This is a genomic window from Mycobacterium sp. KBS0706 (assembly GCF_005938675.2).
GTDB lineage: Bacteria > Pseudomonadota > Alphaproteobacteria > DSM-16000 > Inquilinaceae > Inquilinus.
In genome coordinates, this window is the sequence record NZ_VCCH02000081.1 from 1 (window position 1) to 26,542 (window position 26,542).

Sequence of the window (26,542 nt, forward strand, 5' to 3'; positions counted from 1 at the left end):
AAGGTGGTGGCGAGCGCCAGAAGGTGCCCTCGCTACGAATCCGCATGCCCGGTTCCGTGGGAGAGCAGCGATGACACAGCCACTCCAAATAGCAGAAACCCCGCCCGAGATAACCCGGCCGAGGATCCGCATATCGTCTGAACTCGCAATCCCGACGATGTGCTCTCCCCACACCGCCGGTCAAGGCCAAGCCGATTCTCGGCGCGGGAAAACTCACCCTCATTCTGGAGTGATCCCGCATGACCGCTGCCTTGCAGCCGGCAAGCGATGCTCTGCGCCCTCGGTCCCGGCCCACGTCGCGGTCCAAGCTAGCGCTTATTGACGCCGCCTGGGTGTGCCACCACCTGCCCGAGCTCGCCCACCTGACCCAGGCCGACAAGGCCATCCTCTGTGCCCTTATCGTCACATTGACCAGGGCGCTCTCGATGTCGGCAGGACGACCGTCTGGCCCTCAACCCTCTGCCTCGCCCTCGACCTGGTTACACCCAGCGCCAAGTTATGCGCTCTCTTGCCCGTCTCGAGAACCGGCAGTTGATCCGCAGGTTCACCCTCCCTCGATGGCGGACCGCGCACACCGACCTCACCGGCTTCATGTCACTGGCCGCAGATGTCCTCGAAGCCCACGCCGATGAGAAGGATCGTCAGCTCCGGGCCGCCCGGCCCGGACCGATCGCTGATCTCGTCAAGGACGCAGAGTCGCCCCGGGATGACATAGCGTCATTCCCAATAGAAACAGATATTGAACCGGAAAAATCTGTTGAACAGAATGGCGCTGCGCATGGTCATTTTCGTAGGCGGCCGAACAAGCCGGCCGCGCCTGATCGCACCAACGCTCGCTCACCCAGCGACTCCGCTGATGGTGAGGCGGCAGATTGCTCGCCAAGTCGAGCAGGCTTCTCCGCTGGCGCTGGATCGGAACCAAGCATCCCGGCGGAGGGAGTGCGCGCGGCCCTTGCCGCGGCCTGGGATGGCTTGCCGACGCTTCGTCGGCTGGTTGACCTCGACCAACTGCGGACGGCGTCATTGGTGACTCTGGCCGCGATCGTCGAACGCGATTACCTGTCGAGCCTAGCCGGCCTGCGAAACCCCCGGCTCATCTGGTCGCGGGCGGTGAATCGGCATGGCCTCGGCAACGCTGTCCTCGGCTGGATCATTGCCTGTGATACGCCCCGCTCGGCCGACCGGCCGGAGCGAAATCCCGCCGGTTGGTTCACCCGGTTTGCCACCTTGGAGCGACCATGGGACCTATCCCAGAATCTGCGCCGGCTCGCTCGGGTGGCAAGACCGGCCTCACCGGCGGCGGCATCGCCCGCGAGCCCCGAGGACGTGGAGCCCGATGCCGAGCCCACGGTGCTCGACACGAGCGCCGTGGCCGATCTGCTGGCCGCCTATCACGCAGCATGGCTCCGAGCCGCCACCGTTCGGCTCGGTGGCGGGCAGCAGGCGGAGGCCGCATGGAAAGCGTGGCTGTCGGAGGCGGCCGTCGTCGGCGTCGACGACGATTTCCTCCAGATCCGGGTCAAAACCAAATTCGCCCGCGACCACATCTTCAACCGGCTCGGGGATGTTAGCCGGATCGCGGCCGAGGAAATCGGCTATGAGGGAGCGGATTTCGTAACCGGGCCGGGGATGCCTTCATGACGAGCGCCGTTCTTGCGAGGCGTCAGGCAGTCGGTCGACCGGCACTGCACCTGCACCCTCGGCGCCGACCGCGACGTCGTCATAGCGACTGCACGAATTGGCGCCCACTGCCGTCAGCCGTGCTGCGAGGGCGTGTTGGCCGGGCTAGACAGGATCAGGCGGACGAGATCTCTTTGCCGATGTGTCCCGGTCTTTGATTGCGCGCTCTTGAGCTGCTGCCGGATCGTCGGCTCAACCATCGACGCGAGAGACGGGCTATGCTGGAGAGAGGTCACCTGACCGCTCTCTCTTCGGATCGTACGACCCGTCTGCGGACTCTAATCGCCGGAGCGTCCCGCACGACGCTTGGCATCGCGGGATCGGCCGGCGGAGCGCTGGCGCTGCAGCGGCCTGGCGGCGCGCCTTCGGCCCTGAGCGTCGTCCCGCTCGAGATTGGCACGTCGCGGCCTGAGCGTCATCCCCGCGCCACGGCGCTCTTGCTGATCGACGATCCGGACAGCCGTCCCGGGCCCGCCGCGGAGATCATCAGGGCGCTCTACGGCCGAGCGGGGGCGGCGGTCGCGACGGCTTTGGCTGTCGGACATTCGATTTCCGAGATCGCGGAACGCCACAGAGTGGCCAAAGCGGACGTTCAGGCTTACGCCGAATCGACTTTTCTCCGACCCGTTTTCATGCGTCCGTGATGGGCTTTCGGTGTATGATTGTCCTGTCAAGCAGGAGGGGGACGTGGACGTCGCCACCTGGATTCGCGGTATCGGCCTGGGACAATACGAGAAGGCCTTCCGCGACAACGATATTAGTGAAGAGGTTCTTGCCCACCTGACGGCCGAGGATCTGACGGGAATCGGCGTGATCTCCGTCGGTCACCGGCGCAAGCTGCTCGATGCGATAGCCTCCCTGGCCCTGGTTTCGAGGTCGGCGCCGATCGGCGCATCCGCATCGCTGAAGACGGCGCTGCCTTTATCCGCCCCGACAGAGGCAGAGCGGCGGCGGCTCACGGTGATGTTCGTCGACCTCGTCGGGTCGACCGAGCTAAGCTATCAGCTCGACCCCGAAGAGCTGCGGGCGCTGATGCGGCGTTACCGAAGCGCGGTAACCGAAGAAGTGGACCGGTTCGGGGGGCACGTCGCCAAGTTCTGGGGCGATGGCGTTCTTGCATATTTCGGCTGGCCGAAGGCACAGGAGGACGCGGCTGAACGGGCGGTCAAGGCTGCCCTTCGCACTGTGGCAGCAGTTGGCGGAATCAAGACGCAAGGGGTTCCTCACCTTCGTGCACGCATCGGCATTGCCACAGGGTTGGTGGTCATCGGAAGCCTAGGGGAAGGGGAGGCAGAGCGCCCGGACGAGATCGTCGGGGAGACGCCGAACCTCGCAGCACGGCTGCAGCAGGCGGCAGGGCCGGACCAGGTTGTGATTTCCGAAACCACCCGGCACCTCGTCGGAGGGATTTTCGACCTGGAGGACCTGGGCAGGCAGCCCATCAAGGGGATCGGCCCCTCGGTAGCCCTCTGGCGGGTCCACGGCATGGGGCGCAGTGAAAGTCGGTTCGAGGGACTTCACGGCACGATGCTCACGCCGTTCGTCGGCCGGGGCCGCGAGATCGATCTGCTGCTCGAGCGCTGGGGACGGGTCAGGCGAGCGATGGGCCAGGTCGTCCTCGTAACCGGGGAGCCCGGGATCGGAAAATCGAGACTGGTGCGCTCTCTCGGGGATCGACTGAGAGGGGACCGACTCCAGGAAATCCATTTCGACGCCTCGCCGTACTACGCGAACTCGGCGCTGCGGCCCGTCATCTCGGAAATCCGGCGCTCCGCGGAGTTTGCAAGCAGTGATCCGGACGAAACACAGATCAGGAGGCTTGAGCTTCTTCTGGGAAGGGCTTTGTCCGATACCAGCGGCGCCATCCCTGTCATCGCCGATCTGCTCGGCGTTCGAACCGGCGAGCAGCATTCGTTACGTGGCCTGACCCCTCAGCAGAGGAAGGCCATGACGTTTGCAGCGCTGCTGAGCTGGGTTGAGGGGCTCGCGACGCGGCATCCGCTGCTCGTGGTCGTCGAGGACGCACAATGGCTCGACCCGACGACGCTGGAACTGGTCGACCGGATCAACGATCGGATCGCCCAATTGCCAGTGCTGCTGCTCGTCACTTTCCGGCCGGAGTTCAAGCCGGCCTGGAGCGGCGCACACCTTGACTGGATCGTGCTCGAACGGCTCGATCCGATTCAGGCGGCCGCAGTGGCCGAGGGCGTTGCGGGCAAGCGTCTTCCGCACGAAGTCTTGAACGAGATCGTCGCACACACCGACGGCATTCCGCTGTTCATCGAGGAATTGACCAAGGCGATGCGCGATCTCAACGTCCTTGTCGACGCAGGAGATCACTTCGACCTTTTGGGATCTCTGCCTGCAGTCACGGTTCCCGCGACACTTCAAGACGCGCTGATGGCGCGGCTCGACCGCCTGCCGCCCTCCGCAAGGCATGCCGCGCAAATCGGTGCCGTGATTGGGCGGGAGTTCGATCGTGCGCTGCTGGCGAGCGTGAGCGACATGCCTGCCGGTGAGCTGGAGACGGCGCTCTCGGAACTGATCGGAGCCGAGCTGATCTTGAGCGGCGGCACCGCGGCCAGCCCGGCACACATCTTCAAGCACGCTCTCATTCAGGACGCCGCTTACGAATCGCTGCTCAAAAGCCGCCGCCGGGAACTGCATGGCGCGATTGCCGACGCGCTGGTCAATCGATTCGAGGGCACGGCCACAGCTCATCCCGAACTCGTCGCCGGCCACTACGGCAGGGCCGGGCTCGTCGAGCAGGCGGTGCCATATTATCAGGCCGCGGCACGCACGGCGATCATGCGCTCGGCGACAAGGGAGGCGCTGGACCAGCTCGATAACGGTCTCTCGCTTCTCGAAATGCTGCCGGAAGGCTTGGAACGCAACCGATTTGAACTCGGGCTCCGCCTTGCGCTCGGGGATGCGCTCCGGGCGGCTAGGGGCACGGCGGCGGTCGAAACGGGCACCGCTTATGCTCGCGCCCGATTCCTGGCAGGGCAAACGGGAGCGGAGCACGAGAACCTCCGGGCCGGCTACGGCGAGTTTCTCTATTACTACAATCGCGTGGAGCTCGATCGTGCGCGCGAAGTCGCCAACGAGCTGATGCGCGCGGCGCGCGCATACGGCGAGGGTGGCCCAATCGGAGCGGACGCAGCCGGATTCGTTGCGCTTTGGATGGGCGATTTTGCCACCGCACGCTGTTTCCTGGAGCAGCGGGTCGCGACAAGGGCACCTGACCTGGACCCTCTGCTCGGGGCGGACATCGCCGACGCCGGACCGATGCTCTACCTTGCCCGGACGCTGCTCATTCTGGGCTACCCCGAGCAGGGGTACCGGCGGTGCCGGCAGGGTCTGGAAACTGCAGAGAAAACGCGCCAGCCCTTCGCGATCGCGTTGGCGCTCGCCAACACGTGCGTCTACTACCACTTGTGCAAAGATTGGCTCGCCCTTCGGCGCGACAGCGAGCGCCTGATTGCTCTCGCTTCCGAAAAGGCCATGCCTGCAATGTTGAACAAGGGACAGGGCTTTCGAGCTGCCGCACTCATCGCTGAAGGAAATGCCCCCGAAGGCCTCGAGACCCTCAAATCCTGCTACGAGCACGACGTGAACGCCGGTTACCTGGTGATGATGCCGTACTACGAGTCGATTCTGGCTGAGGCTTACCTTAGTAGTGGCAACGTTGAAGATGCGCGACGCGTGCTCGACGACGCGTTCGAGCGTGCGACTTTGACCGGCGAGCGTTGGTTTGATGCCGAGCTGTACCGACTGAAAGGGGAGTTTGCTTTGCGCGAGCCTGGTCGCGACGGCGACTTGGCGGCGGAATTTTTCGGCAAATCGGTAGAGACTGCCGGGGCGCAGGCCGCCAAATGGTGGGAGCTGCGAGCTGCGACGCAGCTCGCACACCTGTGGGCAGAGCGAGGCGCCGGGGAGAAAGCCCACGGTTTTCTGACACCCGTCCACGACTGGTTCACCGAGGGTTTCGAAACCGCCGACGTCAGAGAAGCTGAGGCCCTGCTCAACGTTCGTTTGTGGCAGTGAACTCCACAAAGAGTTGATTCCTGATGCCGCAGGGAGCCAGGCTCATCGGCCGCTACGACAGCGAGATCGCCCATGGTCAGAGCCGGGCGCTCGTCGCTGGCAGCGCCTCGTCATGCCGAACGGACGCTCGATCGTGCTCGACAACTGGCCTGCAACCGACACGGCCGGCTATGCCGGGCTCGAGGACGAGGTCGACGTCCATGGCTGGGAGCTCGCCAAAGGCGTGGTGCTCTCGACCCTTCTCGGCGTCGGCACCGAGCTCACCTTCGGCGACGACGAGAGCGATCTCGTCCGGGCACTCCGGCAATCGACCCAGCAGAGCGTGAACCAGGCCGGGCAGCGGATCACGGAGCGGGCGCTCGACATCCAGCCGACGCTGAAGGTCCGGCCCGGCTGGCCGCTCCGGGTCATCGTCCACAAGGATCTCGTGCTCGAGCCCTATCAGGGATGAGGAGGTGGAGATGCTCCCACTCAAGATCGGCCGGCTGCCGGACCGTACGCTCGTCAGAATGTCGTTCCGGGCGGGCCCGGAGCTCGCGCGATCGCTCCGGGCCTATGCCGAACTCTACAGTGAGACCTATGGACAGGCGGCGGCGGTCCCCGATCTCATTCCGCACATGCTGGAGAGCTTCCTCGCGAGCGACCGTGCCTTCGCGCTGGTCCGCAAGGCGGAGCGAGCGGGCCGGGGAGCCGGCCCGGCGACGACCGGACCGTCCGCGCAGAAAGGACAGAACCGGGCGGACCTCTTCGCGCCATCGGCCGCGAAGGAGGGATGATGTCTGCCGGATGGCGCCGCCCGACGCGATGCCCGCCCGAGGACGCCCATCATGACGCGGTTCGGGCCGGCGACGAGACGCTGCCTTCGGCGCGAGTGCTCCATCGGTCGCGTATGACCATGCCGGCGATCATCGTGACAACGAAAACTGCGGTCGACTGGAACCCCAGCACCAGTGAGGCGACGGCTGGGCCGGGGCAGAGCCCGGCCAGTCCCCAGCCGACGCCGAAGATCGCCGAGCCCACCACCAGAGGCCGGTCGATCCGCGTCTTGGTGGGAAGATGGAAGCTCCGGTCCAGGACCGGGTGCGGCCATCGCCGCATGATCGCGGTCCCGATCGCGGACACCGTAACGGCGCTGCCGAGCACAAAGGCCAGGCTCGGATCCCAGTCGCCCGCGACGTCGAGGAAGGCACGCACGCGGGACGGATCCATCATGCCGGAGATCGCCAGCCCGAGGCCGAAGACGAGGCCGGAGACGAGGGCGACGCCGATGCGAAGCAGCGCGATCATGGCAGGCCTCCCCAACGCATCAGAGCGACGGTCGTGACGGCAGCGGCGAGGAAGACCAGCACCGCCGCGATCGACCGGGCCGAGAGCCGTGCAAGACCCGCGACTCCGTGCCCGCTGGTGCAGCCGGACCCCATCCGGGTCCCGAAGCCGACCAGCAGGCCGGCCACGGCGAAGAGCAGGAGCGGTCCTTGGGGCTGCACGAGCGGCCACTCGCCGGTCCAGAGCCGATAGGCCGTCGGCCCGAGGGTGAGCCCCGCCACGAAGGCCAGGTTGGCCATCGGAACGGACCCTCCACGGAACAGACTCGCCACGATGCCGCTGACCCCCGCGATGCGGCCGTTGAGAAGCAGGAGCATGGCGGCCGAAAGGCCGATCAGCGCTCCACCGATGAGAGGTGAGAGATAGGCGACCATCGTCGTTCCTTCCATTGGCCGTGACCGCGCCCTGTCCGACAGCCGGCCCTCGCCGTTCCCGGGCAGGGCCGGGACCATCTGCCGACGCCGGCCACGAGGACGAGGCCGCGGCTCCGGGTGGCTTATCGGTCGAGCCCGACAGTCCCTGACAGCGCCGATGGGCCGCGGCACGAGCCGGCTCCATCCTCGACGTGATCGAGACGGTCACACCTTGATCTTGATCAACTGTGCGCCGGCGCTGTCGGCGGAGGACGACGGCGGCACCGTCGAGGAGGAGGAGGAGAATACGAACTCGCCCGCGAGCGGGGCGCGACGCCGCGGCCCCGTCGGCCAACCCAACGCGCCTGGACGCCGTCTCGTGCCGTGACGCCGGATCCCCGTGCTGACGGCTCAGGCGACGGGCCGGCAGCGCCTGCGACGACGTCCGGCACGCTCGTGGCGTCGTCCGCCTGGCCCGATGGGCCCCGGTCGCCGACATCACGGCCGATGGCGTGCACGTCTTCTCAAGTCCCGCTGCCGGGTCGCCGAGATCAAAGGTGCTCCGTCTGGCGACTTTGATCTCGATCAAGGAGTGTTCGTTTCCAAGACGCCATCCTCGCCGGCATCTTCCGATGGAGGGGCTATGATGGGCGGGACGATGCGTGCGGCGGTGGTGCGCCGGTTCGGAGAGCCGTTGGTGATCGAGGAGCGGCCGGTTCCCGCGCCGGGGCCGGGCGAGCTGCTCGTCAAGGTGATCGCCTGCGGCGTCTGCCACACCGACTTGCATGCGGCCGATGGCGACTGGCCGGTGAAGCCGGTGCCGCCCTTCGTGCCGGGGCATGAGGCCGCCGGCGTGGTCGCCGCGATCGGGCCGGGTGTCGCCGGGTTCAAGGAGGGGGATCCGGTCGGGGTCGCCTGGCTGCACGACGCCTGCGGCGGCTGCGAATACTGCACCACCGGCTGGGAGACGCTGTGCGAAGCCCAGCACAACACGGGCTACAGCTGCGACGGCGGCTTCGCCGACTATGTCATCGCCTCGGCGGCCTATGTCGGAAAGCTGCCGGAGCGGGTGGATTTCGCCCGGATGGCGCCGATCCTGTGCGCCGGCGTCACCACCTACAAGGGCCTGCGCGAGACCGAGGCGCGGCCGGGCGAATGGGTCGCCATCTCCGGTGTCGGCGGCCTCGGCCATGTGGCGATTCAGTACGCCCGCGCCATGGGGCTGCATGTCGCGGCGCTGGACGTGTCGACGGACAAGCTCGACCTGGCGCGGTCGCTCGGCGCCGACCTAGCGGTCGATGCCAGGGCGCCGGATGCGGCGGCGCAGGTGGCGAAGGCGACCGGCGGTGGGGCCCACGGCGTGCTGGTGACGGCGGTGTCGCGGCCGGCCTTCGCGCAGGCGCTCGGCATGGTCCGCCGCAAGGGCGTCGTCAGCCTGGTCGGTCTTCCCCCCGGCGACTTCCCGACGCCGATCTTCGACGTCGTGCTCAAGCGCATCACCGTGCGCGGCTCGATCGTCGGCACCCGGCAGGATCTGGCCGAGGCTATCGCCTTCGCGGCCGAGGGCAGGGTGAAGGCCACGGTCACGACCCGGCCGTTGGAGGCGGTGAACGCGGTCTTCGGCGCGCTTCGGGCGGGCACGGTCGAAGGCCGCATCGTCCTCGACCTCGCGTCCTGACGATCGCTCGCCCCGATCCCTCCTATCAACGGTGGTCGCATGACCTGGTCCGACACCCCTCCAGTGTCCGCGCCGGACCTGGACCCGGCCCTACTCGGCCTCCTCGACGAGCGGGTTCCGCGCTACACCAGCTATCCGACCGCTGCGCAGTTCGGGCCGCTGGTCGGCGCCGTCGCCTACCGCCGCTGGCTTGCGGAGCTGCCGGACCTGCCGCTATCGCTCTATCTCCACATCCCGTTCTGCCGGCAGCTCTGCTGGTACTGCGGCTGCGCGACGACGGTGGTTCGGCGGTCGGAACCGGTCGAGGCCTATCTCGACCTGCTGCGGCGGGAGATCGCGATGGTGGCGGCGACGATCGGCCGACGCCAGCAGGTGGCGCATGTTCATTTCGGCGGAGGGACGCCGAACATCCTGTCGGCTGCGCAGTTCGACAGGATGATGGCGGTGCTGCGCAAGGCGTTCGATTGCGATGGTGCCGAGATCGCGGTCGAGATCGACCCGCGGGTCCTGACCGACGACCTCGTCGACGCTTTCGGCCGGGCCGGCGTGGCCCGTGCCTCGATCGGCGTGCAGGACTTCGCGCCGGCCGTGCAGGCCGCGATCAACCGGGTTCAGAGCGTGGAGCAGACCCGTTCGGCCGTCGAGCGGCTCCGGGCGGCCGGCGTCGCCGGGATCAATCTCGACCTAGTCTACGGCCTGCCGTACCAGACCGAAAAGGGGTTTGTCGAGACCGTCGAAGCGGCGCTGGCGCTGACGCCCGATCGTCTGGCCCTGTTCGGCTACGCCCACGTGCCCTGGATGCGCCGGCACCAGACGCTGATCGACGAGTCTGCCCTGCCCGGAGGGCTGGCGCGGTGGCGCCAGTATCGGGCCGCCGGCGACCGCATCGCCGATGCGGGATTCCGCCGCATCGGCCTCGACCACTTCGCGCGGCCCTATGACACGCTGGCCGACGCGCTCGACGCCGGCCGGCTGCGCCGCAACTTCCAGGGATACACCGCCGACGACGCGCCGATCCTGCTCGGCTTCGGCGCGTCGGCGATCGGACAACTGCCGCAGGGCTATGTCCAGAACCCGGCCGGCGTTCCGGCCTATGGCGACGCTCTGAAGGCAGGAAGGCTCCCGACCGTTCGCGGGATCGTGCTGACCGACGACGACCGCCTGCGGGGTGCGATCATCGAGCGGCTCATGTGCGATCTCGCCGTCGACGTCGAGGCGATTTGCCGCGATCACGACGCGGATTGGCGCTGCCTCGCCCATGAGCTGGCCGCGTTGGCACCGTTCGAGGCCGCGGGCATTGTCATGCGCCGCGGCCCGGTCGTGAGGGTCGCCGAGGCCGGGCGCCTGCTGCTGCGATCGATCGCCAGCGTCTTCGACGTCCATCGGGCAGCCGGAGCGCGCCGATACGCCCGCGCCGTGTGACGGTCGGCGACGTGCCGATGAGGTGCCGGCGCTGAGCCCCGGCACTCAGAGGGAGCGGATCGAGATCTCATCGTCGGGAGAATCGATCAGCGGATCCGGCTGCGCGAAACGGGCGAGGGCCGTGCGATCGATGAGCTCGATGCGGGATCCCCTGACCTCGACGCCCTGCGCCCGAAGCGCTGCAAAGGCGCGCGAGAGAGTCTCGGCCGTCATGCCGAGACGAGAGGCGAGCGTCCGCTTCTCGAACTGGATCTCGAGGCGGCCGTGGTTGCCTTGCTTGCGATCGGAGCGCAGAAGCCAGTTGGCCAGCCGTTCCGTGCCGGTGCGGAGCTTCTGGTCCTTCAGATCCCGGATCGTTCCGCGATAGGCCCGGGCAAGCTCGGTCACGATCGCCTGCATAAAGGCGGGATCGGACGTCATCGTCTGGCGTACCTTTTCGGCCGGTATCATCAGCACGCGCGACTTCTCCAGCGTGCGTGCGGATTGGAGATAGGCCTGGTCGCTCAGCACCGCCGCCAGAATGAAGATGCCGACAGGACAGACGAAATCCAGCGTAGTCTCGCGTCCGGCCATCGAGGCGAACATCTCCACCATCCCTTCGACGAGGATGTGCAGGAAATCCGCCCGGTCGCTCTCCTGGATGAGGACGAGCCCCGGCGGGAATTGCTGCACGAACCCGTTCTCGATCAGGCGCATGAACATTTCGTCGCGCATGCTCCGGAACAGGGAGAGGTTGCGAATCCCGGAGACGTCGTCGGCCCGCATGGTGATCTCCGAAGGCGGTCGCGCCGCTTGATTGATAAATGTCAATTCTTAAATATAATTTTGTCAATCAGATAGTTGATTTTCTGATGGCTTGCTCCTTTCGCCTGTGCGCAGCTCGGAACGACATGGTCTCGAACTTATTTTCTCTGATCTAGATCAAAGTCCCGCGGTCGCTGGAGACGCATTTTTGGGACGGCGCAAATATCCGGCGCCCAAGCCAGCGGCCAGGGGGCCATATGCACGATCTCCATGACGCCGACCGGAGCGGTCGGGGCCGGTCACTCGCGATGAGCACGGTCGCGTTCACCGTATGCTTCGCGGCCTGGACCATCTTCGCCATCATCGGCATCCGCATTCGCCAGGAGCTGGGCCTCAGCGAGACCCAGTTCGGCCTCCTGGTCGGAACGCCGATCCTGACCGGCTCGCTGATCCGGGTCGTGCTCGGGATCTGGGCCGACCGCTACGGCGGCCGCGCCGTCTTCACCGGCACGATGCTCGCCGCGGCCATCGCGACCTTCCTGCTGTCCCAGGCCAGCACCTATCCCGAGATGCTGGCCGCGGCGCTCGGCGTCGGCATCGCCGGCGGGTCCTTCGCCGTCGGCGTTTCTTATGTCTCGCGCTGGTATCCGCCGGGCCAGCAGGGGCTCGCGCTCGGCATCTTCGGCGCCGGCAATGTCGGCGCCGCCGTCACCAAGTTCCTCGCCCCCTTCGTCCTCGTCGCCTTCGGCTGGCAGGCCGTCGCCCAGATCTGGGCCGCGGGTCTTGCCGTCATGGCCGTCGTCTTCTGGTTCTGCACCGAGGACGACCCCGTCGTGGTCGCGCGCCGGCGTTCGGGGGAGAAGCCGAAGAGCGCGTGGCTCGAGCTCGAGCCCTTGAAGAACATCCAGGTCTGGCGCTTCTCGATCTACTACTTCTTCGTCTTCGGCGCCTTTGTCGCGCTGGCGCTGTGGCTGCCGCAGTATCTCGTCGCCGTCTATAGTCTCGACATCCGCGCGGCCGGGATGATCGCCGCGTTCTTCTCGGTACCGGCCAGCCTGTTCCGCGTCTATGGCGGCCATCTGTCGGACGTCTATGGCGCGCGCCGGGTGCTCTATTGGACCTTCCTGGTCTCGGTCGCCGCCACCTTCGTCCTCTCCTATCCGCCGACCGACTACGTGGTGCACGGCTCTGCGGGGATGATGGCCTTTCATCTGGAGATGGGCCTCGTTCCTTTCACCGCCACCGTCTTCGTCCTCGGCTTCTTCATGGCGCTGGGCAAGGCGGCCGTCTACAAGCACATCCCCGCCTACTATCCCGACCATATCGGCTCGGTCGGCGGCCTCGTCGGCATGATCGGCGGGTTGGGCGGCTTCGTGCTGCCGATCCTGTTCGGGCTGCTGCTCGACCTGACCGGGCTGTGGACCAGCTGCTTCATGGCGCTGTTCCTGCTGGTCGCGGGCGCGCTCGTCTGGATGCACCTGGCGATCCGCCAGATGGAGCGGGCCGCGACAGCCAAGGAACTCGCCCAGCTGCCGCCGTTCCCGGAGATGCAGGGCATGCCGGCGCCGGCTGCGGCGCCGCAGCCGAGCGGGGCGGTGCTCACGGACTGGCGTCCCGAGGATCCGCAGTTCTGGAAGGAGAGCGGGCGCCGGATCGCCCGGCGCAATCTCTGGCTCTCGATTCCGGCCCTGCTCCTCTCCTTCGCCGTCTGGCAGGTCTGGTCGGTCGTCGTCGCCAAGCTGCCGCTCGTCGGCTTCGCCTTCACCACCGATCAACTGTTCTGGCTCGCGGCCCTGCCGGGCATCTCGGGCGCGACGCTCAGGATCTTCTATTCCTTCATGGTGCCGATCTTCGGCGGGCGGCTGTGGACCACGCTGACCACCTGGTCGCTGGTCATCCCGGCGCTCGGCATCGGCTACGCCGTGCAGAACCCCGAGACGCCCTATGTCGTGCTGCTGGCCCTGGCGCTGCTCTGCGGCTTCGGCGGAGGCAACTTCGCCTCCTCGATGGCCAACATCTCCTTCTTCTTCCCAAAGGCGGAGAAGGGCAACGCGCTCGCGCTCAATGCCGGCCTCGGCAATCTCGGGGTCAGCGTGGTCCAGTTCGTGGTGCCGCTCGCGATCACAGCCGGCATCTTCGGCTGGCTCGGCGGCGATCCGGCCACGGTGAAGGGCGCGACCGGCGAGGCGCCGCTCTGGCTGCAGAACGCCGGCTTCATCTTCGTGCCATTCATCGTGATCTCCGCCTTCGCCGCGTGGTTCGGCATGAGCGACATCGCGTCGGCCAAGGCGTCCTTCGCGGAGCAGGCGGTGATCTTCCGGCGCCGGCACAACTGGATCATGTGCTGGCTCTACACCGGCACCTTCGGCTCCTTCATCGGCTATTCCGCCGGCTTCCCGCTGCTGACCAAGATCCTGTTCCCGGACGTGAACGCGCTGCAGCTCGCCTTCCTCGGGCCGCTGGTCGGGGCGCTCTCCCGCTCCGGCACCGGCTGGCTCGCGGACCGCTATGGCGGCGCCCGCGTGACCTTCTGGGCCTTCGCGCTGATGATCGCGGGCGTGGCGGGGGTGCTGTGGTTCATCGGCATCCGGGACCAGGCGGGCGCCTTCTGGGGCTTCTTCGCCGCCTTCCTGCTCCTCTTCTTCGCCACCGGGGTCGGCAACGCCTCCACCTTCCAGATGATCCCCGCGATCATGGCGAAGGAGATGGACCGGCTGATGCCCGGGGCCGATGCGGAGACCCGCCGCCGGCAGGCGGAGAAGGAGGCCGCGGCGATCACCGGCTTCACCTCGGCGATCGCGGCCTTCGGCGCCTTCTTCATCCCGAAGAGCTACGGCTCCTCGATCGCGCTGACCGGCGGGCCGGAGGCGGCGCTCTGGGGCTTCCTGATCTTCTATGTGAGCTGCCTCGCCGTCACCTACGCGGTCTATGCCCGCAAGGGCGGCCTGCTCCACGACGTCGAACGCGCCCGCCGCGGCGCGACCATCCATCCGGCTGCGGCCGAGTGATCAAGGGCAGACGCCATGTCACATTTTCTCGACCGCCTGACCTTCTTCCGCAAGACCGAGGGCGAGTTCTCGGACGGCCACGGCATCGTGACCAGCGAGGACCGGTCCTGGGAGGACGGCTACCGCAAGCGCTGGCAGCACGACAAGATCGTGCGCTCGACCCACGGGGTGAACTGCACCGGCTCCTGCTCGTGGAAGATCTACGTCAAGGGCGGGATCGTCACCTGGGAAACCCAGCAGACGGATTATCCGCGGACGCGGCCGGACCTGCCCAACCATGAGCCCCGGGGCTGCGCCCGCGGCGCGTCCTACAGCTGGTATCTCTATTCCGGCGCCCGCCTGAAATACCCGATGATCCGTGGCCGCCTGCTGAAGCTGTGGCGCCAGGCCCGGGCCACGAAGCCGCCCGTGGCGGCCTGGGCGTCGATCGTCGAGGACGCCGGCAAGCGGCAGTCCTACACCTCGATCCGCGGGCATGGCGGGTTCGTCCGCGCCAGCTGGGACGAGGTCAACGAGATCATCGCCGCGGCCAACGCGTACACGGCAAAGCGGTACGGGCCCGACCGGATCATCGGCTTCTCGCCGATCCCGGCCATGTCCATGGTCTCCTACGCCGCAGGCTCGCGCTACCTCTCGCTGCTGGGCGGCGTCTGCATGTCCTTCTACGACTGGTACTGCGACCTGCCGCCGGCCAGCCCCCAGACCTGGGGCGAGCAGACCGACGTGCCGGAGAGCGCCGACTGGTACAACTCCGGCTTCATCATCGTCTGGGGCTCGAACGTGCCGCAGACGCGGACCCCGGATGCGCATTTCTACACCGAAGTCCGCTACAAGGGGACGAAGAGCGCCGTCGTCAGCCCGGACTATGCCGAGGCGACCAAGTTCGCCGACATCTGGCTCAATCCCAAGCAGGGCACGGATGCGGCGCTGGCGCTCGCCATGGGCCATGTGATCCTGCGCGAGTTCCATCTCGACCGGCAGGTGTCGTATTTCGACGATTATCTCCGCCGGTTCACCGACATGCCCTTCCTGGTGCGCCTGGCGGAGCGGGATGGCCGCCTGGTGCCGGAGCGCCTCTTGCGTGCCTCCGAGCTCGAGGGTGGCCTCGGCGAGGGCAACAATCCGGACTGGAAGACGGTCGCCATCGACGAGAGGACCGGCGCGCCGGTCGCGCCGCTGGGCTCCATCGGCTATCGCTGGGGCGAGGGAGGGCGGTGGAACCTCGAAGAGAAGGACGGCCGGGGCCGCGACGTCCGCCTGACGCTCACTCTGGCCGGCGCGGACACCGAGTTGGCGGCGGTGGACTTCCCCTATTTCGGCGGCCGGGCCACCGAGCACTTCGTGGCGACGGAGCACGGCGAGATCCTGACCCGTACGGTGCCCGTCCGGACGCTGGCGACGGCCGATGGCGGCCGGGTGAAGGTCGCGACCGTCTACGACCTTATGATGGCCAATTACGGGCTCGACCGCGGCTTCGGCGGCGGCAATGTCGCCCGCAGCTATTACGAGGACATCCCCTTCACCCCGGCCTGGGCGGAACGGATCACGGGGGTGAGGCGGGACGCCATCATCACCGTCGCCCGCGAGTTCGCGGCCAATGCCGAGAAGACCAACGGTCGGTCGATGATCATCATCGGCGCCGGCATCAACCACTGGTACCACATGGACATGAGCTACCGGGGGGTGATCAACCTCCTGGTGTTCTGCGGCGCCGTCGGCCAGTCGGGCGGTGGCTGGTCGCATTATGTCGGGCAGGAGAAGCTGCGGCCGCAGACCGGCTGGACGCCGCTGGCATTCGCGCTCGACTGGTCCCGGCCGCCGCGGCAGATGAACTCGACCTCGTTCTTCTACGCGCACACCGACCAGTGGCGATACGAGACGCTGACGGCGGCGGAGATCCTGTCGCCCACGGCCCCGGACGGCGACTGGAACCTGAGCTTCATCGACTACAATGTGCGCGCCGAGCGCATGGGCTGGCTGCCCTCGGCACCGCAACTCAAGCAGAACCCGCTGACGATCGCCGCCAGGGCCGCCGCCGCGGGACTGGAGCCGAAGGACTACGTCGCCCAGGCGCTGTCCTCCGGCGAGCTCGACCTTGCCTGCCACGATCCGGACGACCCGGCCAACTGGCCGCGCAACATGTTCGTGTGGCGCTCCAACATTCTCGGTTCCTCCGGCAAGGGCCACGAATACTTCCTGAAGCACCTTCTCGGCACCCGGCACGGCGTGATGGGCAAGGACCTCGGGCCGGAGGGCGCGGTGCGCAACCGTGAGGTCGCCTGGCACGAGGCGGCACCGGAAGGGAAGCTCGACCTCCTGGTGACGCTGGACTTCCGGATGTCGACCACATGCGTCTACTCGGACATCGTGCTGCCGACGGCCACCTGGTACGAGAAGAACGATCTCAACACCTCGGACATGCACCCCTTCATCCATCCTCTGTCGGCGGCGGTGGACCCGGCCTGGGAGGCACGCTCCGACTGGGAGATCTATAAGGGCCTCGCTAGGACCTTCTCCGAGGTGGCGCCGGAGGTGCTGGGCGTCGAGACGGATGTGGTGCTGACCCCGATCCAGCATGACACGCCGGGCGAGATCTCCCAGGCCTTCGACGTGAAGGACTGGAAGTGCGGCGAGGTGGCGGCGATCCCGGGCCGGACGATGCCCTCGGTCGCCGTGGTCGAGCGCGACTACCCGAACCTCTACGCCCGGTTCACAGCGCTAGGGCCCCTGATGGCAACCCTCGGCAACGGTGGCAAGGGCATCGGCTGGAAGACCGGGCACGAGGTCGACGCGCTGGGCGCCCTGAACGGTGTACATCCGGCCGGACCGGCCAAGGGCCTGCCGCGGATCGACACCGATATCGATGCCGCCGAAGTGATCCTCACGCTGGCGCCGGAGACCAACGGCGAGGTGGCGGTGAAGGCCTGGGAGGCGCTGTCGAAGGCGACCGGCCGCGAGCACGCCCATCTGGCGCTGCCGAAGGAGGACGAGAAGATCCGGTTCCGGGACATCCAGGCCCAGCCGCGCAAGATCATCTCCTCACCCACCTGGTCGGGCATCGAGAGCGAGTCGGTCTGCTACAACGCCGGCTACACCAATGTGCACGAGCTGATCCCCTGGCGGACACTGACCGGCCGGCAGCAGCTCTATCAGGACCATCTCTGGATGCGGGCCTTCGGCGAGGGCCTGGTCACCTGGAAGCCGCCCGTCGACCTGAAGACGATCCCCGCGGTCAGGGACCGACGCCCGAACGGGAACCGGGAGATCGTCCTCAACTTCATCACCCCGCACCAGAAATGGGGCATCCACTCCACCTACAGCGACAACCTGCTGATGCTGACGCTCAACCGCGGCGGGCCGGTGGTCTGGATCTCCGAACGCGACGCCGCAGCCGCGGGCATCGTCGACAACGACTGGGTGGAGGCCTTCAACGCCAACGGCGCTCTCACCGCCCGGGCGGTGGTGTCCCAGCGCGTCAAGGACGGGATGATGCTGATGTATCACGCCCAGGAAAAGATCGTGAACACGCCGGGATCGGAGCTCACCGGCAACCGCGGCGGCATCCACAATTCGGTGACCCGCACGGTGCTCAAACCCACTCACATGATCGGCGGCTACGCCCAACAGTCCTACGGCTTCAACTACTACGGCACCGTGGGCGCCAACCGCGACGAATTCGTCGTCCTGCGCAAGATGGCGAAGGTGGACTGGCTCGAAGATGCGCTGACGACGGAGGCCGCAGAATGAAGATCCGTGCCCAGATCGCGATGGTGCTGAACCTCGACAAGTGCATCGGCTGCCACACCTGTTCGGTCACCTGCAAGAACGTGTGGACCAACCGCGAAGGCGTCGAATACGCCTGGTTCAACAATGTGGAGACCAAGCCGGGCGTCGGCTATCCCCGCGAATGGGAGAACCAGGAGCGGTGGAACGGCGGGTGGCGGCGCCGGCGTGACGGCCGGATCGAGCCGAAGATGGGCGCCAAATGGCGGATCCTCGCCAACATCTTCGCCAATCCGGACCTGCCGGAGATCGACGACTACTACGAGCCCTTCACCTTCGACTACGAGCACCTGCACACGGCCAAGGAGTCGAAGGTCTTCCCGACCGCGCGCCCGCGCTCGGCCGTCAGCGGCGAGCGCATGGAGAAGATCGTCTGGGGGCCGAACTGGGAGGAGATCCTGGGCGGCGAGTTCGAGAAGCGCTCGAAGGACGTAAACTTCGAAGGGGTCGAGAAGGAGATCTACGGCCAGTTCGAGAACACCTTCATGATGTACCTGCCGCGGCTGTGCGAGCACTGCCTCAACCCGGCCTGCGTCGCCGTCTGCCCGTCGGGCGCGATCTACAAGCGCGAGGAGGACGGCATCGTCCTGATCGACCAGGACAAGTGCCGCGGCTGGCGCATGTGCGTCTCCGGCTGCCCGTACAAGAAGATCTATTACAACTGGTCTTCGGGAAAGTCGGAGAAGTGCATCTTCTGCTTCCCCCGCATCGAGGCCGGCCAGCCGACCGTGTGCTCGGAGACCTGCGTCGGGCGCATCCGCTATCTCGGCGTCGTGCTCTATGACGCCGACCGCATCGAGGCGGCGGCGGGCACGCCGGACGAGAAGGACCTCTACAAGGCCCAGCTCGACCTGTTCCTCGACCCGAACAACCCGGCCGTGATCGCCCAGGCCCGCGCCGACGGCGTGCCGGAGGCCTGGCTCGAGGCGGCGAAGCACTCCCCGGTCTGGAAGATGGCGATGGAGTGGAAGGTCGCGTTTCCGCTCCACCCCGAATACCGCACCCTCCCGATGGTCTGGTATGTGCCGCCGCTGTCGCCGATCCAGTCGGCCGCGGCCGCTGGCAGGATCGGCGTCGACGGCGAGATGCCGGACGTCCGCTCGCTGCGCATCCCGCTGCGCTACCTCGCCAACCTGCTGACGGCAGGCGACGAGGAGCCTGTGGCGCTGGCGCTGGAGCGCATGCTCGCCATGCGCGGCTACATGCGGGCGAAGACGGTCGACGGCCGCCTGGACGGGCGCATCGCCGCCCGGGTCGGGCTGACCGGGGCGGCCATCGAGGAGATGTACCAGGTCATGGCGATCGCCAACTACGAGGACCGCTTCGTCATCCCGACCGCGCATCGCGAATGGAGCGAGGACGCCTACGACCTGCGCGGTTCCTGCGGCTTCTCCTTCGGCAACGGCTGCTCCGGTGGCACGTCGAAGGTCGATCTGTTCGGCTCCCGGCGGGCGAAGAAGGCCTCCAACCCGATGGAGATCGCGTGATGGCCGGCCCGGTGGCGACCAAGACATTCAAAGCGCTCTCGGCTCTGCTGACCTATCCGACGGCGGAGCTGACGGCGGCGGCGCCCGAGATCGGGGCGGCGATCACCTCCGAGGGGGTCGTGGACGCCAAGACGGGCGTCGGCCTCGCGGCGCTGTTTGCCGAGTTCGAAACGGCCGACCTCTACGATCTGCAGGAGCACTACGTCGACCTGTTCGACCGGACGCGCAAGCTGTCGCTGCATCTGTTCGAGCATGTCCACGGCGAGAGCCGCGACCGGGGCCAGGCCCTGGTCGACCTCGCCGCGCTCTACGAGAAGGGCGGGCTGGTCCCGGCGACGAGCGAACTGCCGGACCACCTGCCGCTCTTCCTCGAATATCTGGCGACGCGGCCGCTCGACGAGGCGCGGGCCCTGCTCGCGGACACGGGCCATATCATCGCCGCGGTCAGGGAGCGTCTCGACAAGCGCGGGACATCGTATGCGGCGGTGTTTTCGGCGCTCCTGTCGATCGCCTCCGGACCGGCCGTCGCCCTTGAGGACGAAAGCCCGGATCCGGGTGGAGGCAACGACCTCGCCGCGCTCGATGCGGCATGGGAGGAGGCGGCGGTGACCTTCGGCCCCGGCGCCTCGGACGGCTGCCCGGCGGAACGGCTCGGCACCCGCCTGCGCGCGGCCCAGCGCGCCCCGATGTCGTGAAGGAGGACATGATGTCCGAGATGATCAATGCCGCGCTGTTCGGCTGGTACCCCTATCTCTGCCTTACCGTCTTCCTGCTCGGCAGCCTCCTTCGCTTCGACCGGGAGCAATACACCTGGAGGTCCGGTTCTTCGCAGCTCCTGCGCCGCCGGCAGCTGCGGCTCGGTTCGAACCTCTTCCACATCGGCATTCTCGTGATCTTCGCCGGCCACGCGGTCGGCCTCTTGACCCCGATCGCGGTGTTCGACGCGCTCGGGATCAGCCATTCCTTCAAGCAGGGCCTCGCCATCGTGGTCGGCGGCGTCGCCGGCGTCGCCTGTTTCATCGGGATCACGCTCCTCGCCCATCGCCGGCTGTTCGATCCGCGCGTCCGCGCCACCTCGAGCTTCGGCGACACGGCGATCCTGCTGATCCTCTGGGCCCAGCTCTCGCTCGGCCTGTCCACCATCTTCGTCTCGCTCGGCCATATGGACGGCCATGAGATGGTGAAGTTCATGAGCTGGGCCCAAGGCATCCTGACCCTGCAGCCGTCGGCCGCCGCCTTCGTCGCCGACGTGCACCCTGTCTTCAAGGCGCATCTGCTCCTCGGGATGACCATCTTCCTCGTCTTCCCGTTCACGCGGCTCGTCCATGTCTGGAGCGCGCCCGTCTGGTATCTCGGCCGGCCCGGCTACCAGGTGGTGCGCACCCGCTTCGCGCGCCGCCCAGACGGCGCGGCAGCGGCGGCCGGATATCGGCCGGCTCCGGCACGGCCGCTGCCTACCCCCGCCGTCCGGCGGCCCGCGGAGTGACGCGCATGCAGAGATCGGTCCTTGATCGCTCCGCGATGTCCGATGCCGGGGCACCAACGCCGGTTCCGCCGCCGGCGAAATCAGCACCGATGCAGAGGGTGACGGTCAACGGCGTCGCCATCCCTCGAAAAGCCATCGCCGCCGAGGTGCAGAACTTTCCGGGTCCGGATCCGCACGAGAGCTGGGAGGCGGCGGCCCGGGCGCTCGCCATCCGCGAACTGTTGCTGCAGGAGGCTCGGCGGCTGGAGATTCCGGTCAAGCAGCGGCGGGACGAGGACGGCCGACTGGAGACCGAGGAAGATGCGCTGGTTCGCGCTCTCATCGAACGCGAGGTCCGGACGCCGGAGCCGGACGCGCAGACGCTCCACCGCGTCTACGAGGTCCATCGGAAAAGGTTCAGGTCTCCGACGCTCTGCGAGGCCGAGCATATCCTGATCGCGGCGCGCCACGACGATGCCCTCGGCATCGCCGCCGCCCGGGGGAAAGCGGCCGCACTCGTCGCCATCCTCGCCGCGGTACCGGAGCGCTTCGCGGCCCTGGCGCGGGAGAACTCCGACTGCCCCTCCGCCGCGCTCGGCGGCAGCCTCGGCCAGATCGGCCCGGGAGACACCACGCCGCCCTTTGAGGAGGCCCTGGCAAGCCTCGAGCCGGGCGAGATCTCCGACCCGATCGAGACACGATACGGCATCCACCTCATCCGTCTGAACCGGCGGATCGAAGGGCGAGAGCTTCCGTTCGAGGCCATGCAGGACAGGATCGCCGCCTATCTCACCGACCGGGTCCAGCGGCAGGCGCGCGCGCAATACATTGCTCTGCTCGTCGGCCGCGCCGACATTCGCGGCATCTGCCTTGGCGGCGCCGCATCTCCCCTGCTGCAATAGGAGGCCTTCGTGCTGGGTGCCCTCATCGCCTCGCTCGACGATCCGGAGGTCGCCGCGGGCGTCGTCGCGGCCCTCGAAGACCCGGTCCTCGACGCGCGGATCGTGGCGGCTGCCGCCGCATCGGGCCAGACGCCAGCCGGGATCGTGGCGGCGACCGTGCGCGGATTCCTCGACACCGCCTCGGACGACCATTGGGTGCAGCTCATCGGGATCATGAACCGGGCGGCCGATCCCGGCCTTGCAGCCTTCCGCGCCATCCTGTCGAAAACTCTGCCGGAGGCCAGGACAGGGGCGCCGACCGACTCGGACCTGCCGATGGGCGCGCTTGCGTCATGACGCGCACGGCCAAAGCAAGGCGATCATGGCGAGGGCCGGCTCTCTTGAGCAGCGGCTTCCGCCCGTTCTTCCTCGGCGCCGCGACCTGGGCGGCCATCGGCGTCGCGCTCTGGCTGCCGTTCTATACGGGCGAGATCGCGATCTCCACGGCCTTCACGCCGGTGGATTGGCATGCCCATGAGATGATCTACGGCTATGGTTCCGCGGTCGTGGCGGGCTTCCTCTTGACCGCCATCCCGAACTGGACCGGTCGTCTCCCGGTCGCGGGATGGCCGCTGGCCGGTCTGGCGGCGCTGTGGGCCGCCGGGCGAGCCGCCGTTTTCGTCTCCGCGATCATCGGTTGGGAAGCGACTGCAGTGATCGACGTCGCGTTCCTCGCCGTCTTCGCCGCGGTCGCAGTCCGCGAGGTGGTCGTGGGCCGGAACGCACGAAATCTGAAGGTGATCGTCCTGGTGCTCTGGCTCGCCGGTGCGAATGCGGCCTTTCACATCGAAGCCGCCACGGCCGGCGCGGCGGCGGTCTCCACCCGCGCCGGCCTCGCCGTCATCGTCTTCATGATCCTGCTGATCGGCGGCCGCGTCGTTCCCAGCTTCACCCGCAACTGGCTCGCGAAACGAGGAGAGGAGACGCTGCCGCCCCCCTTCGGGCGGGTCGACGGCGTGGTGATGGCGCTGTCGGCCGTTGCGCTTGGACTGTGGGTCGTGGATCCGGAGCGGGGGCCGGCCGGAGCCGCCCTCCTGCTCGCGGCCGGCGGCAACGCCTGGCGACTGTCCCGCTGGCGCGGCTGGAGCACCCGATCGGAGCGGCTGGTGCTCGTGCTCCACACAGGGTTTGTGTTCGCGGCCCTCGGCTTCCTCTTCACAGGAGCAAGCGCGCTATGGCCGGAGCTCGTCCCGTCCTCGGCCGGCATCCACGTCTGGCCGGTCGGAGCAATCGGGACCATGACCCTCGCCATCATGACCCGGGCGTCGCTCGGCCATACCGGGCAGACGCTCGCGGCTTCGGTCGCAACGCGGTTCCTCTATTCGACCGTGGCCGTGTCGGCCTTCGCGCGCGTCGCGATGGCGTTTTTGCCTGGCGCGACACTGCCTTTGATGTCGATCGCAGCGGTCGCCTGGATTGCCGCCTTCGGCGGATTTGTCGGCGCATACGGACCGATGCTCTTGGAGTGGCCCCGTCGTTCTGCTTCATGAGGTCCGTTCCGACAAAGTCAGGCAGCCGGCGGGCCGCACCTTGAAAGGCAGGGCTCAAGCATCGACCGTCTCGTCCTCTGGCACACACGCGCCCGCAGGCGCGCGCCAAAGGGAGCGTAGTTCACCCCTTCCACCTCGACCCGACGGGATTCAGATGGGCAGCCGCATCTGCTCGCGAAGGCTGTTGTCGAATGCTGCCCAATCGAACTTGCCTTTGGCTTCGATGTGGCCTTGAGTCGTACCCTGGGTTCGATGCATCGATAGGCGTAGAGCGCCGCGTGGCCCAACGTGACTGACAGGCTGGAAATCTCCGGGTACGTCAGGCCCCCCTTACCGTCGCTTTGGCGTCGCGCTTTCTTGTTTCGCGGATGTTGGTGGCTGCTTGCCGGAACCGTCCTTGTTGTCGTGTTCAAGCTCGTCGACTGGACGGCCGAACTGCTGTGGCTCCGAGCACTGGGCTATGAAGAGGTCTTCTGGCGGATTCGTCTTATCAAGGTCGCGATGTTCGCAGCCGCCTTCATCCCGACGTTCGTTTATGTGCTGCTCAATCTCCAGGTTCTGGTCAGGCTCGACGTTCTGCCGAACCCTCTGCGCAGCAGCCCCGTTGGTGCGCCCCGGAGCGGGCCGAAGCAGTTGGGAACCGGAAGCGCAGGCCCCCGGACCTACCAGCTCACCTCGCTGCTCGTTCTTGTGTCGGCCGGAACGGCCGCCATTTTCGGATTCGCGCTCTATGGCGAGTGGGATCGATTCCTGCGCTTCGTTTGGTCCCAGAATTTCGGGATGTCTGATCCCATCTACCTTCGCGACGTCGGCTTCTACCTGTTCGTCTTGCCGCTCCTGAACCTTGTTCAGAACAGCCTCGTCCTGCTCACCCTGGGCGGCACCTTGACGCTTGGGTTCGCGCACCTTCAGATGGAGAACCTCCGTTTCACCGCTCGAGGACATATAACGGCGGATCCGCGGGCTCTGCGCCATGTTATCGCCAACGCCGTTCTGCTGCTGGCCGCATGGGCTTGGGGCCTCTATCTCGACCGCTTCGGCCTGCTGACCCGATCGGCTGGCGCAGTCTTCGGCGCCGGCTACACGGATGTTCACATCGTCCTGGTTGGCTTGTGGGTTTCGCTGGGTGCGACGCTCGCCCTCATCGGCGTGCTGGTCTGGGTCGCTGCGACAAACGCGCCGCGTGTCGCCATATTGGGCATTGGTGTCTATCTGATTTTGCTGCTCGCCGCTTTGGAGCTGATCCCGGGGAGCATTCAAAGCCTGATCGTCGAGCCAAACGAGCTCGCGTTGGAGACGCCGTTCCTGCAACACAACATTGCGCTGACCCGCGCGGCCTATGGTTTGGACAAAGTCGAAGTGCGATTTCATGTCGCCGAAGGCAAGCTCGACGTGGCGCAGATGCGCGAGAATCAGGCGACAGTCGACAACATCCGCATCTGGGACGATCGCCCACTAAGCCAGACCTTCCGCCAGCTACAACAAATTCGTACGTACTACTCGTTCAGCGGCGTCGACGTTGATCGCTATTGGATCGACGGAGACTATCGCCAGGTGATGCTGGCGGCACGAGAACTCTCCGCAGATTTGCCGGGTCAGAGCAGCAGCTGGGTCAACCGGCACCTCCAATACACCCATGGCTACGGCCTGGCGATGTGCTTGGCCGCCGAGAAGGACGACCAGGGAGGGCCTGTCTTCACCATCGAGGACTTGCCGCCGAAGGGTTCGCCAGATCTGAAGGTCTCTCGTCCCGAGATCTATTACGGCACCGGGATGCTGAGATATCAACTGGCTCCCACCGGCGTGAAGGAGCTCAACTATCCCGAGGGAGACCAGAACGTCTACACCAGTTACACCGGCCATGGCGGGGTACTGCTGGACAACTTCTGGAAGAAGGCGCTATTCGCTTGGCACCAATTCGACATGAATATCGTCCTGTCCTCCTATGTCTCGCCGCAAAGCCGCATCCAACTGTGGCGATCGGTCGACCAGAGTGTTGCGCGCATCGCGCCTTTCCTGAAGCTGGATCGGGACCCCTATCTCGTTGTCGACCAGGGACGGCTGTTCTGGATACAGGACGCCTATACCATTGCCGATGGGTTTCCCTATTCCGAGCCGACCGATGATGGGTTCAGTTACATTCGTAACTCAGTGAAGGTCGTGGTCGATGCCTATGAGGGCGATGTTCGCTTCTACGTCGTCGATCCAGCGGACCCGGTCTTGCGCGCGTACCGTGCAGCCTTGCCAAGCTTGTTCCGGTCGCTCGACGATATGTCACCGGGTCTGCGTCAACATCTGCGCTATCCACGGGATATGTTCGAGGTCCAGGTCGACAAGCTCAATACCTATCACATGACGATCCCGCAGGTGTTCTACAACAGGGAGGACCTTTGGGCTCCGCCACAGGAAAAGTACGGCGGCGAGGCGGTTCGGATGGATCCATACTACGTCCTGATGAAGTTGCCGGGCGAAGATCGCCTGCAATTCCTGCTGATGACTCCTGTCACGCCGAGCAATCGCGACAACATGATCGCCTGGATCGCCGCCCGGTCGGATTTCCCCGGCTATGGCGAGATGATCATCTACAAACTGTCGAAAGATAGCCTTATCCTTGGGCCGCTTCAGATCGAAGCTACGATCGATCAGGACACAACAATCGCACGCCAGCTCACACTATGGGACCAGCGCGGCTCGCGCGTGATCCGGGGCAATCTACTCGTCATTCCGATCGACCAATCCTTTCTCTACGTCGAACCAGTGTTTCTTCTGGCCGCGGGGACGAACATCCCGCAGCTCAAGCGGGTCATCGTCGGCGACGGCAACCAGCTGGCGATGGAAGCCACTCTCACGAAGGCCATCCAAGTCGTGTTCGGTGAAGGACCGTCGCCCTCGGAAGGAATGACCGAGGCCCCAGAAGCGCCCGCACCTGGAGCACGCGAGGCGCTGTCGAGGGCCGAGCAAGCGCTCCGGCGGAGCGATTGGAACGCCTTCGGGCGCGAGTGGGATCTGCTGAAAAGCCTCTTGGAGAAGTGAGATCGAGATTGTAGTTCGGGGCTGGGGGGTAACCCATCGGAGCTTCAAGAAATGAAGCGTTTAGCACGCAAATCGGCGCGGACAC

At 66.6% G+C, this 26,542-nt stretch carries 19 protein-coding genes; 16 read left to right on the forward strand and 3 right to left on the reverse strand.

What is annotated here, in order from left to right:
- Nucleotides 1–531 precede the first annotated feature (531 nt).
- The 5 genes from FFK22_RS31520 (at nt 532) to FFK22_RS31540 (ending at nt 6,503) form a co-directional block, all read left to right on the forward strand.
- Nucleotides 532–1,641, forward strand: coding sequence for a hypothetical protein (locus FFK22_RS31520; RefSeq protein WP_138891820.1), 1,110 nt, complete (start codon nt 532–534; stop codon nt 1,639–1,641).
- A gap of 257 nt (nt 1,642–1,898) precedes the next feature.
- Nucleotides 1,899–2,324: a hypothetical protein gene (locus FFK22_RS31525; RefSeq protein WP_138891821.1), complete on the forward strand. Its 426-nt coding sequence runs from the start codon at nt 1,899–1,901 to the stop codon at nt 2,322–2,324.
- 43 nt (nt 2,325–2,367) lie between these two features.
- On the forward strand, nt 2,368–5,727 hold the full coding sequence (locus tag FFK22_RS31530; protein WP_138891822.1) for an AAA family ATPase: 3,360 nt from the start codon (nt 2,368–2,370) through the stop codon (nt 5,725–5,727).
- Nucleotides 5,728–5,839: 112 nt separating this feature from the next.
- Nucleotides 5,840–6,178, forward strand: coding sequence for a TrbI/VirB10 family protein (locus FFK22_RS31535; protein ID WP_221938996.1), 339 nt, complete (start codon nt 5,840–5,842; stop codon nt 6,176–6,178).
- A 10-nt stretch (nt 6,179–6,188) separates the two neighbouring features.
- A complete protein-coding gene (locus tag FFK22_RS31540) occupies nt 6,189–6,503 on the forward strand; it encodes a DUF2274 domain-containing protein (protein WP_138891823.1) in 315 nt (104 codons plus the stop codon).
- 49 nt (nt 6,504–6,552) lie between these two features.
- Here FFK22_RS31540 and FFK22_RS31545 read toward each other — a convergent pair whose 3' ends face one another.
- Nucleotides 6,553–7,014, reverse strand: a complete 462-nt coding sequence (locus FFK22_RS31545; protein WP_138891824.1) for a YeeE/YedE family protein — start codon at nt 7,012–7,014, stop codon at nt 6,553–6,555.
- A complete protein-coding gene (locus tag FFK22_RS31550) occupies nt 7,011–7,427 on the reverse strand; it encodes a YeeE/YedE family protein (RefSeq protein ID WP_138891825.1) in 417 nt (138 codons plus the stop codon). The genes FFK22_RS31545 and FFK22_RS31550 overlap by 4 nt, the downstream gene beginning before the upstream one ends.
- Before the next feature lie 625 nt (nt 7,428–8,052).
- Here FFK22_RS31550 and adhP point away from each other — a divergent pair.
- On the forward strand, nt 8,053–9,084 hold the full coding sequence (adhP, locus tag FFK22_RS31555) for an alcohol dehydrogenase AdhP (protein WP_138891826.1): 1,032 nt from the start codon (nt 8,053–8,055) through the stop codon (nt 9,082–9,084).
- Nucleotides 9,085–9,123: 39 nt separating this feature from the next.
- Entirely contained in the window at nt 9,124–10,506 is a 1,383-nt protein-coding gene (gene hemN, locus FFK22_RS31560; RefSeq protein ID WP_138891827.1) for an oxygen-independent coproporphyrinogen III oxidase, read from the forward strand.
- Nucleotides 10,507–10,551: 45 nt separating this feature from the next.
- Here hemN and FFK22_RS31565 read toward each other — a convergent pair whose 3' ends face one another.
- The gene (locus FFK22_RS31565) at nt 10,552–11,271 is read right to left on the reverse strand and encodes a cyclic nucleotide-binding domain-containing protein (RefSeq protein WP_138891828.1); all 720 of its coding nucleotides are present in this window, start codon (nt 11,269–11,271) and stop codon (nt 10,552–10,554) included.
- Nucleotides 11,272–11,558: 287 nt separating this feature from the next.
- Between FFK22_RS31565 and FFK22_RS31570 the strand changes: the two genes are divergently transcribed.
- The 9 genes from FFK22_RS31570 (at nt 11,559) to FFK22_RS31610 (ending at nt 26,457) form a co-directional block, all read left to right on the forward strand.
- A complete protein-coding gene (locus FFK22_RS31570; protein ID WP_221938997.1) occupies nt 11,559–14,258 on the forward strand; it encodes an MFS transporter in 2,700 nt (899 codons plus the stop codon).
- Between the two features lie 15 nt (nt 14,259–14,273).
- Nucleotides 14,274–18,005, forward strand: coding sequence for a nitrate reductase subunit alpha (locus FFK22_RS31575; RefSeq protein ID WP_138891830.1), 3,732 nt, complete (start codon nt 14,274–14,276; stop codon nt 18,003–18,005).
- Nucleotides 18,002–19,528, forward strand: coding sequence for a nitrate reductase subunit beta (gene narH / locus FFK22_RS31580; RefSeq protein ID WP_138891831.1), 1,527 nt, complete (start codon nt 18,002–18,004; stop codon nt 19,526–19,528). The genes FFK22_RS31575 and narH overlap by 4 nt, the downstream gene beginning before the upstream one ends.
- Nucleotides 19,528–20,223: a nitrate reductase molybdenum cofactor assembly chaperone gene (gene narJ / locus FFK22_RS31585; protein ID WP_138891832.1), complete on the forward strand. Its 696-nt coding sequence runs from the start codon at nt 19,528–19,530 to the stop codon at nt 20,221–20,223. The genes narH and narJ overlap by 1 nt, the downstream gene beginning before the upstream one ends.
- 11 nt (nt 20,224–20,234) lie before the next feature.
- A complete protein-coding gene (gene narI, locus FFK22_RS31590; RefSeq protein WP_138891833.1) occupies nt 20,235–21,014 on the forward strand; it encodes a respiratory nitrate reductase subunit gamma in 780 nt (259 codons plus the stop codon).
- A gap of 98 nt (nt 21,015–21,112) precedes the next feature.
- Nucleotides 21,113–21,895: a peptidylprolyl isomerase gene (locus tag FFK22_RS31595; RefSeq protein WP_221938998.1), complete on the forward strand. Its 783-nt coding sequence runs from the start codon at nt 21,113–21,115 to the stop codon at nt 21,893–21,895.
- A gap of 9 nt (nt 21,896–21,904) precedes the next feature.
- A complete protein-coding gene (locus FFK22_RS31600) occupies nt 21,905–22,231 on the forward strand; it encodes a hypothetical protein (RefSeq protein WP_138891834.1) in 327 nt (108 codons plus the stop codon).
- A 44-nt stretch (nt 22,232–22,275) separates the two neighbouring features.
- Entirely contained in the window at nt 22,276–23,424 is a 1,149-nt protein-coding gene (locus tag FFK22_RS31605; protein WP_221938999.1) for an NnrS family protein, read from the forward strand.
- A 288-nt stretch (nt 23,425–23,712) separates the two neighbouring features.
- The gene (locus FFK22_RS31610) at nt 23,713–26,457 is read left to right on the forward strand and encodes a UPF0182 family protein (RefSeq protein ID WP_138891836.1); all 2,745 of its coding nucleotides are present in this window, start codon (nt 23,713–23,715) and stop codon (nt 26,455–26,457) included.
- Nucleotides 26,458–26,542 lie beyond the last annotated feature (85 nt).

Bases quoted from the DNA above. Each gene is read 5' to 3' on its own strand.
- narI (WP_138891833.1), top strand. From the start codon at position 20,235: ATGTCCGAGATGATCAATGCCGCGCTGTTCGGCTGGTACCCCTATCTC.
- FFK22_RS31550 (WP_138891825.1), bottom strand. From the start codon at position 7,427: ATGGTCGCCTATCTCTCACCTCTCATCGGTGGAGCGCTGATCGGCCTT.
- adhP (WP_138891826.1), top strand. From the start codon at position 8,053: ATGGGCGGGACGATGCGTGCGGCGGTGGTGCGCCGGTTCGGAGAGCCG.
- FFK22_RS31525 (WP_138891821.1), top strand. From the start codon at position 1,899: ATGCTGGAGAGAGGTCACCTGACCGCTCTCTCTTCGGATCGTACGACC.
- FFK22_RS31545 (WP_138891824.1), bottom strand. From the start codon at position 7,014: ATGATCGCGCTGCTTCGCATCGGCGTCGCCCTCGTCTCCGGCCTCGTC.
- FFK22_RS31570 (WP_221938997.1), top strand. From the start codon at position 11,559: ATGAGCACGGTCGCGTTCACCGTATGCTTCGCGGCCTGGACCATCTTC.
- narH (WP_138891831.1), top strand. From the start codon at position 18,002: ATGAAGATCCGTGCCCAGATCGCGATGGTGCTGAACCTCGACAAGTGC.
- narJ (WP_138891832.1), top strand. From the start codon at position 19,528: ATGGCCGGCCCGGTGGCGACCAAGACATTCAAAGCGCTCTCGGCTCTG.
- FFK22_RS31565 (WP_138891828.1), bottom strand. From the start codon at position 11,271: ATGCGGGCCGACGACGTCTCCGGGATTCGCAACCTCTCCCTGTTCCGG.
- hemN (WP_138891827.1), top strand. From the start codon at position 9,124: ATGACCTGGTCCGACACCCCTCCAGTGTCCGCGCCGGACCTGGACCCG.
- FFK22_RS31535 (WP_221938996.1), top strand. From the start codon at position 5,840: ATGCCGAACGGACGCTCGATCGTGCTCGACAACTGGCCTGCAACCGAC.
- FFK22_RS31575 (WP_138891830.1), top strand. From the start codon at position 14,274: ATGTCACATTTTCTCGACCGCCTGACCTTCTTCCGCAAGACCGAGGGC.
- FFK22_RS31540 (WP_138891823.1), top strand. From the start codon at position 6,189: ATGCTCCCACTCAAGATCGGCCGGCTGCCGGACCGTACGCTCGTCAGA.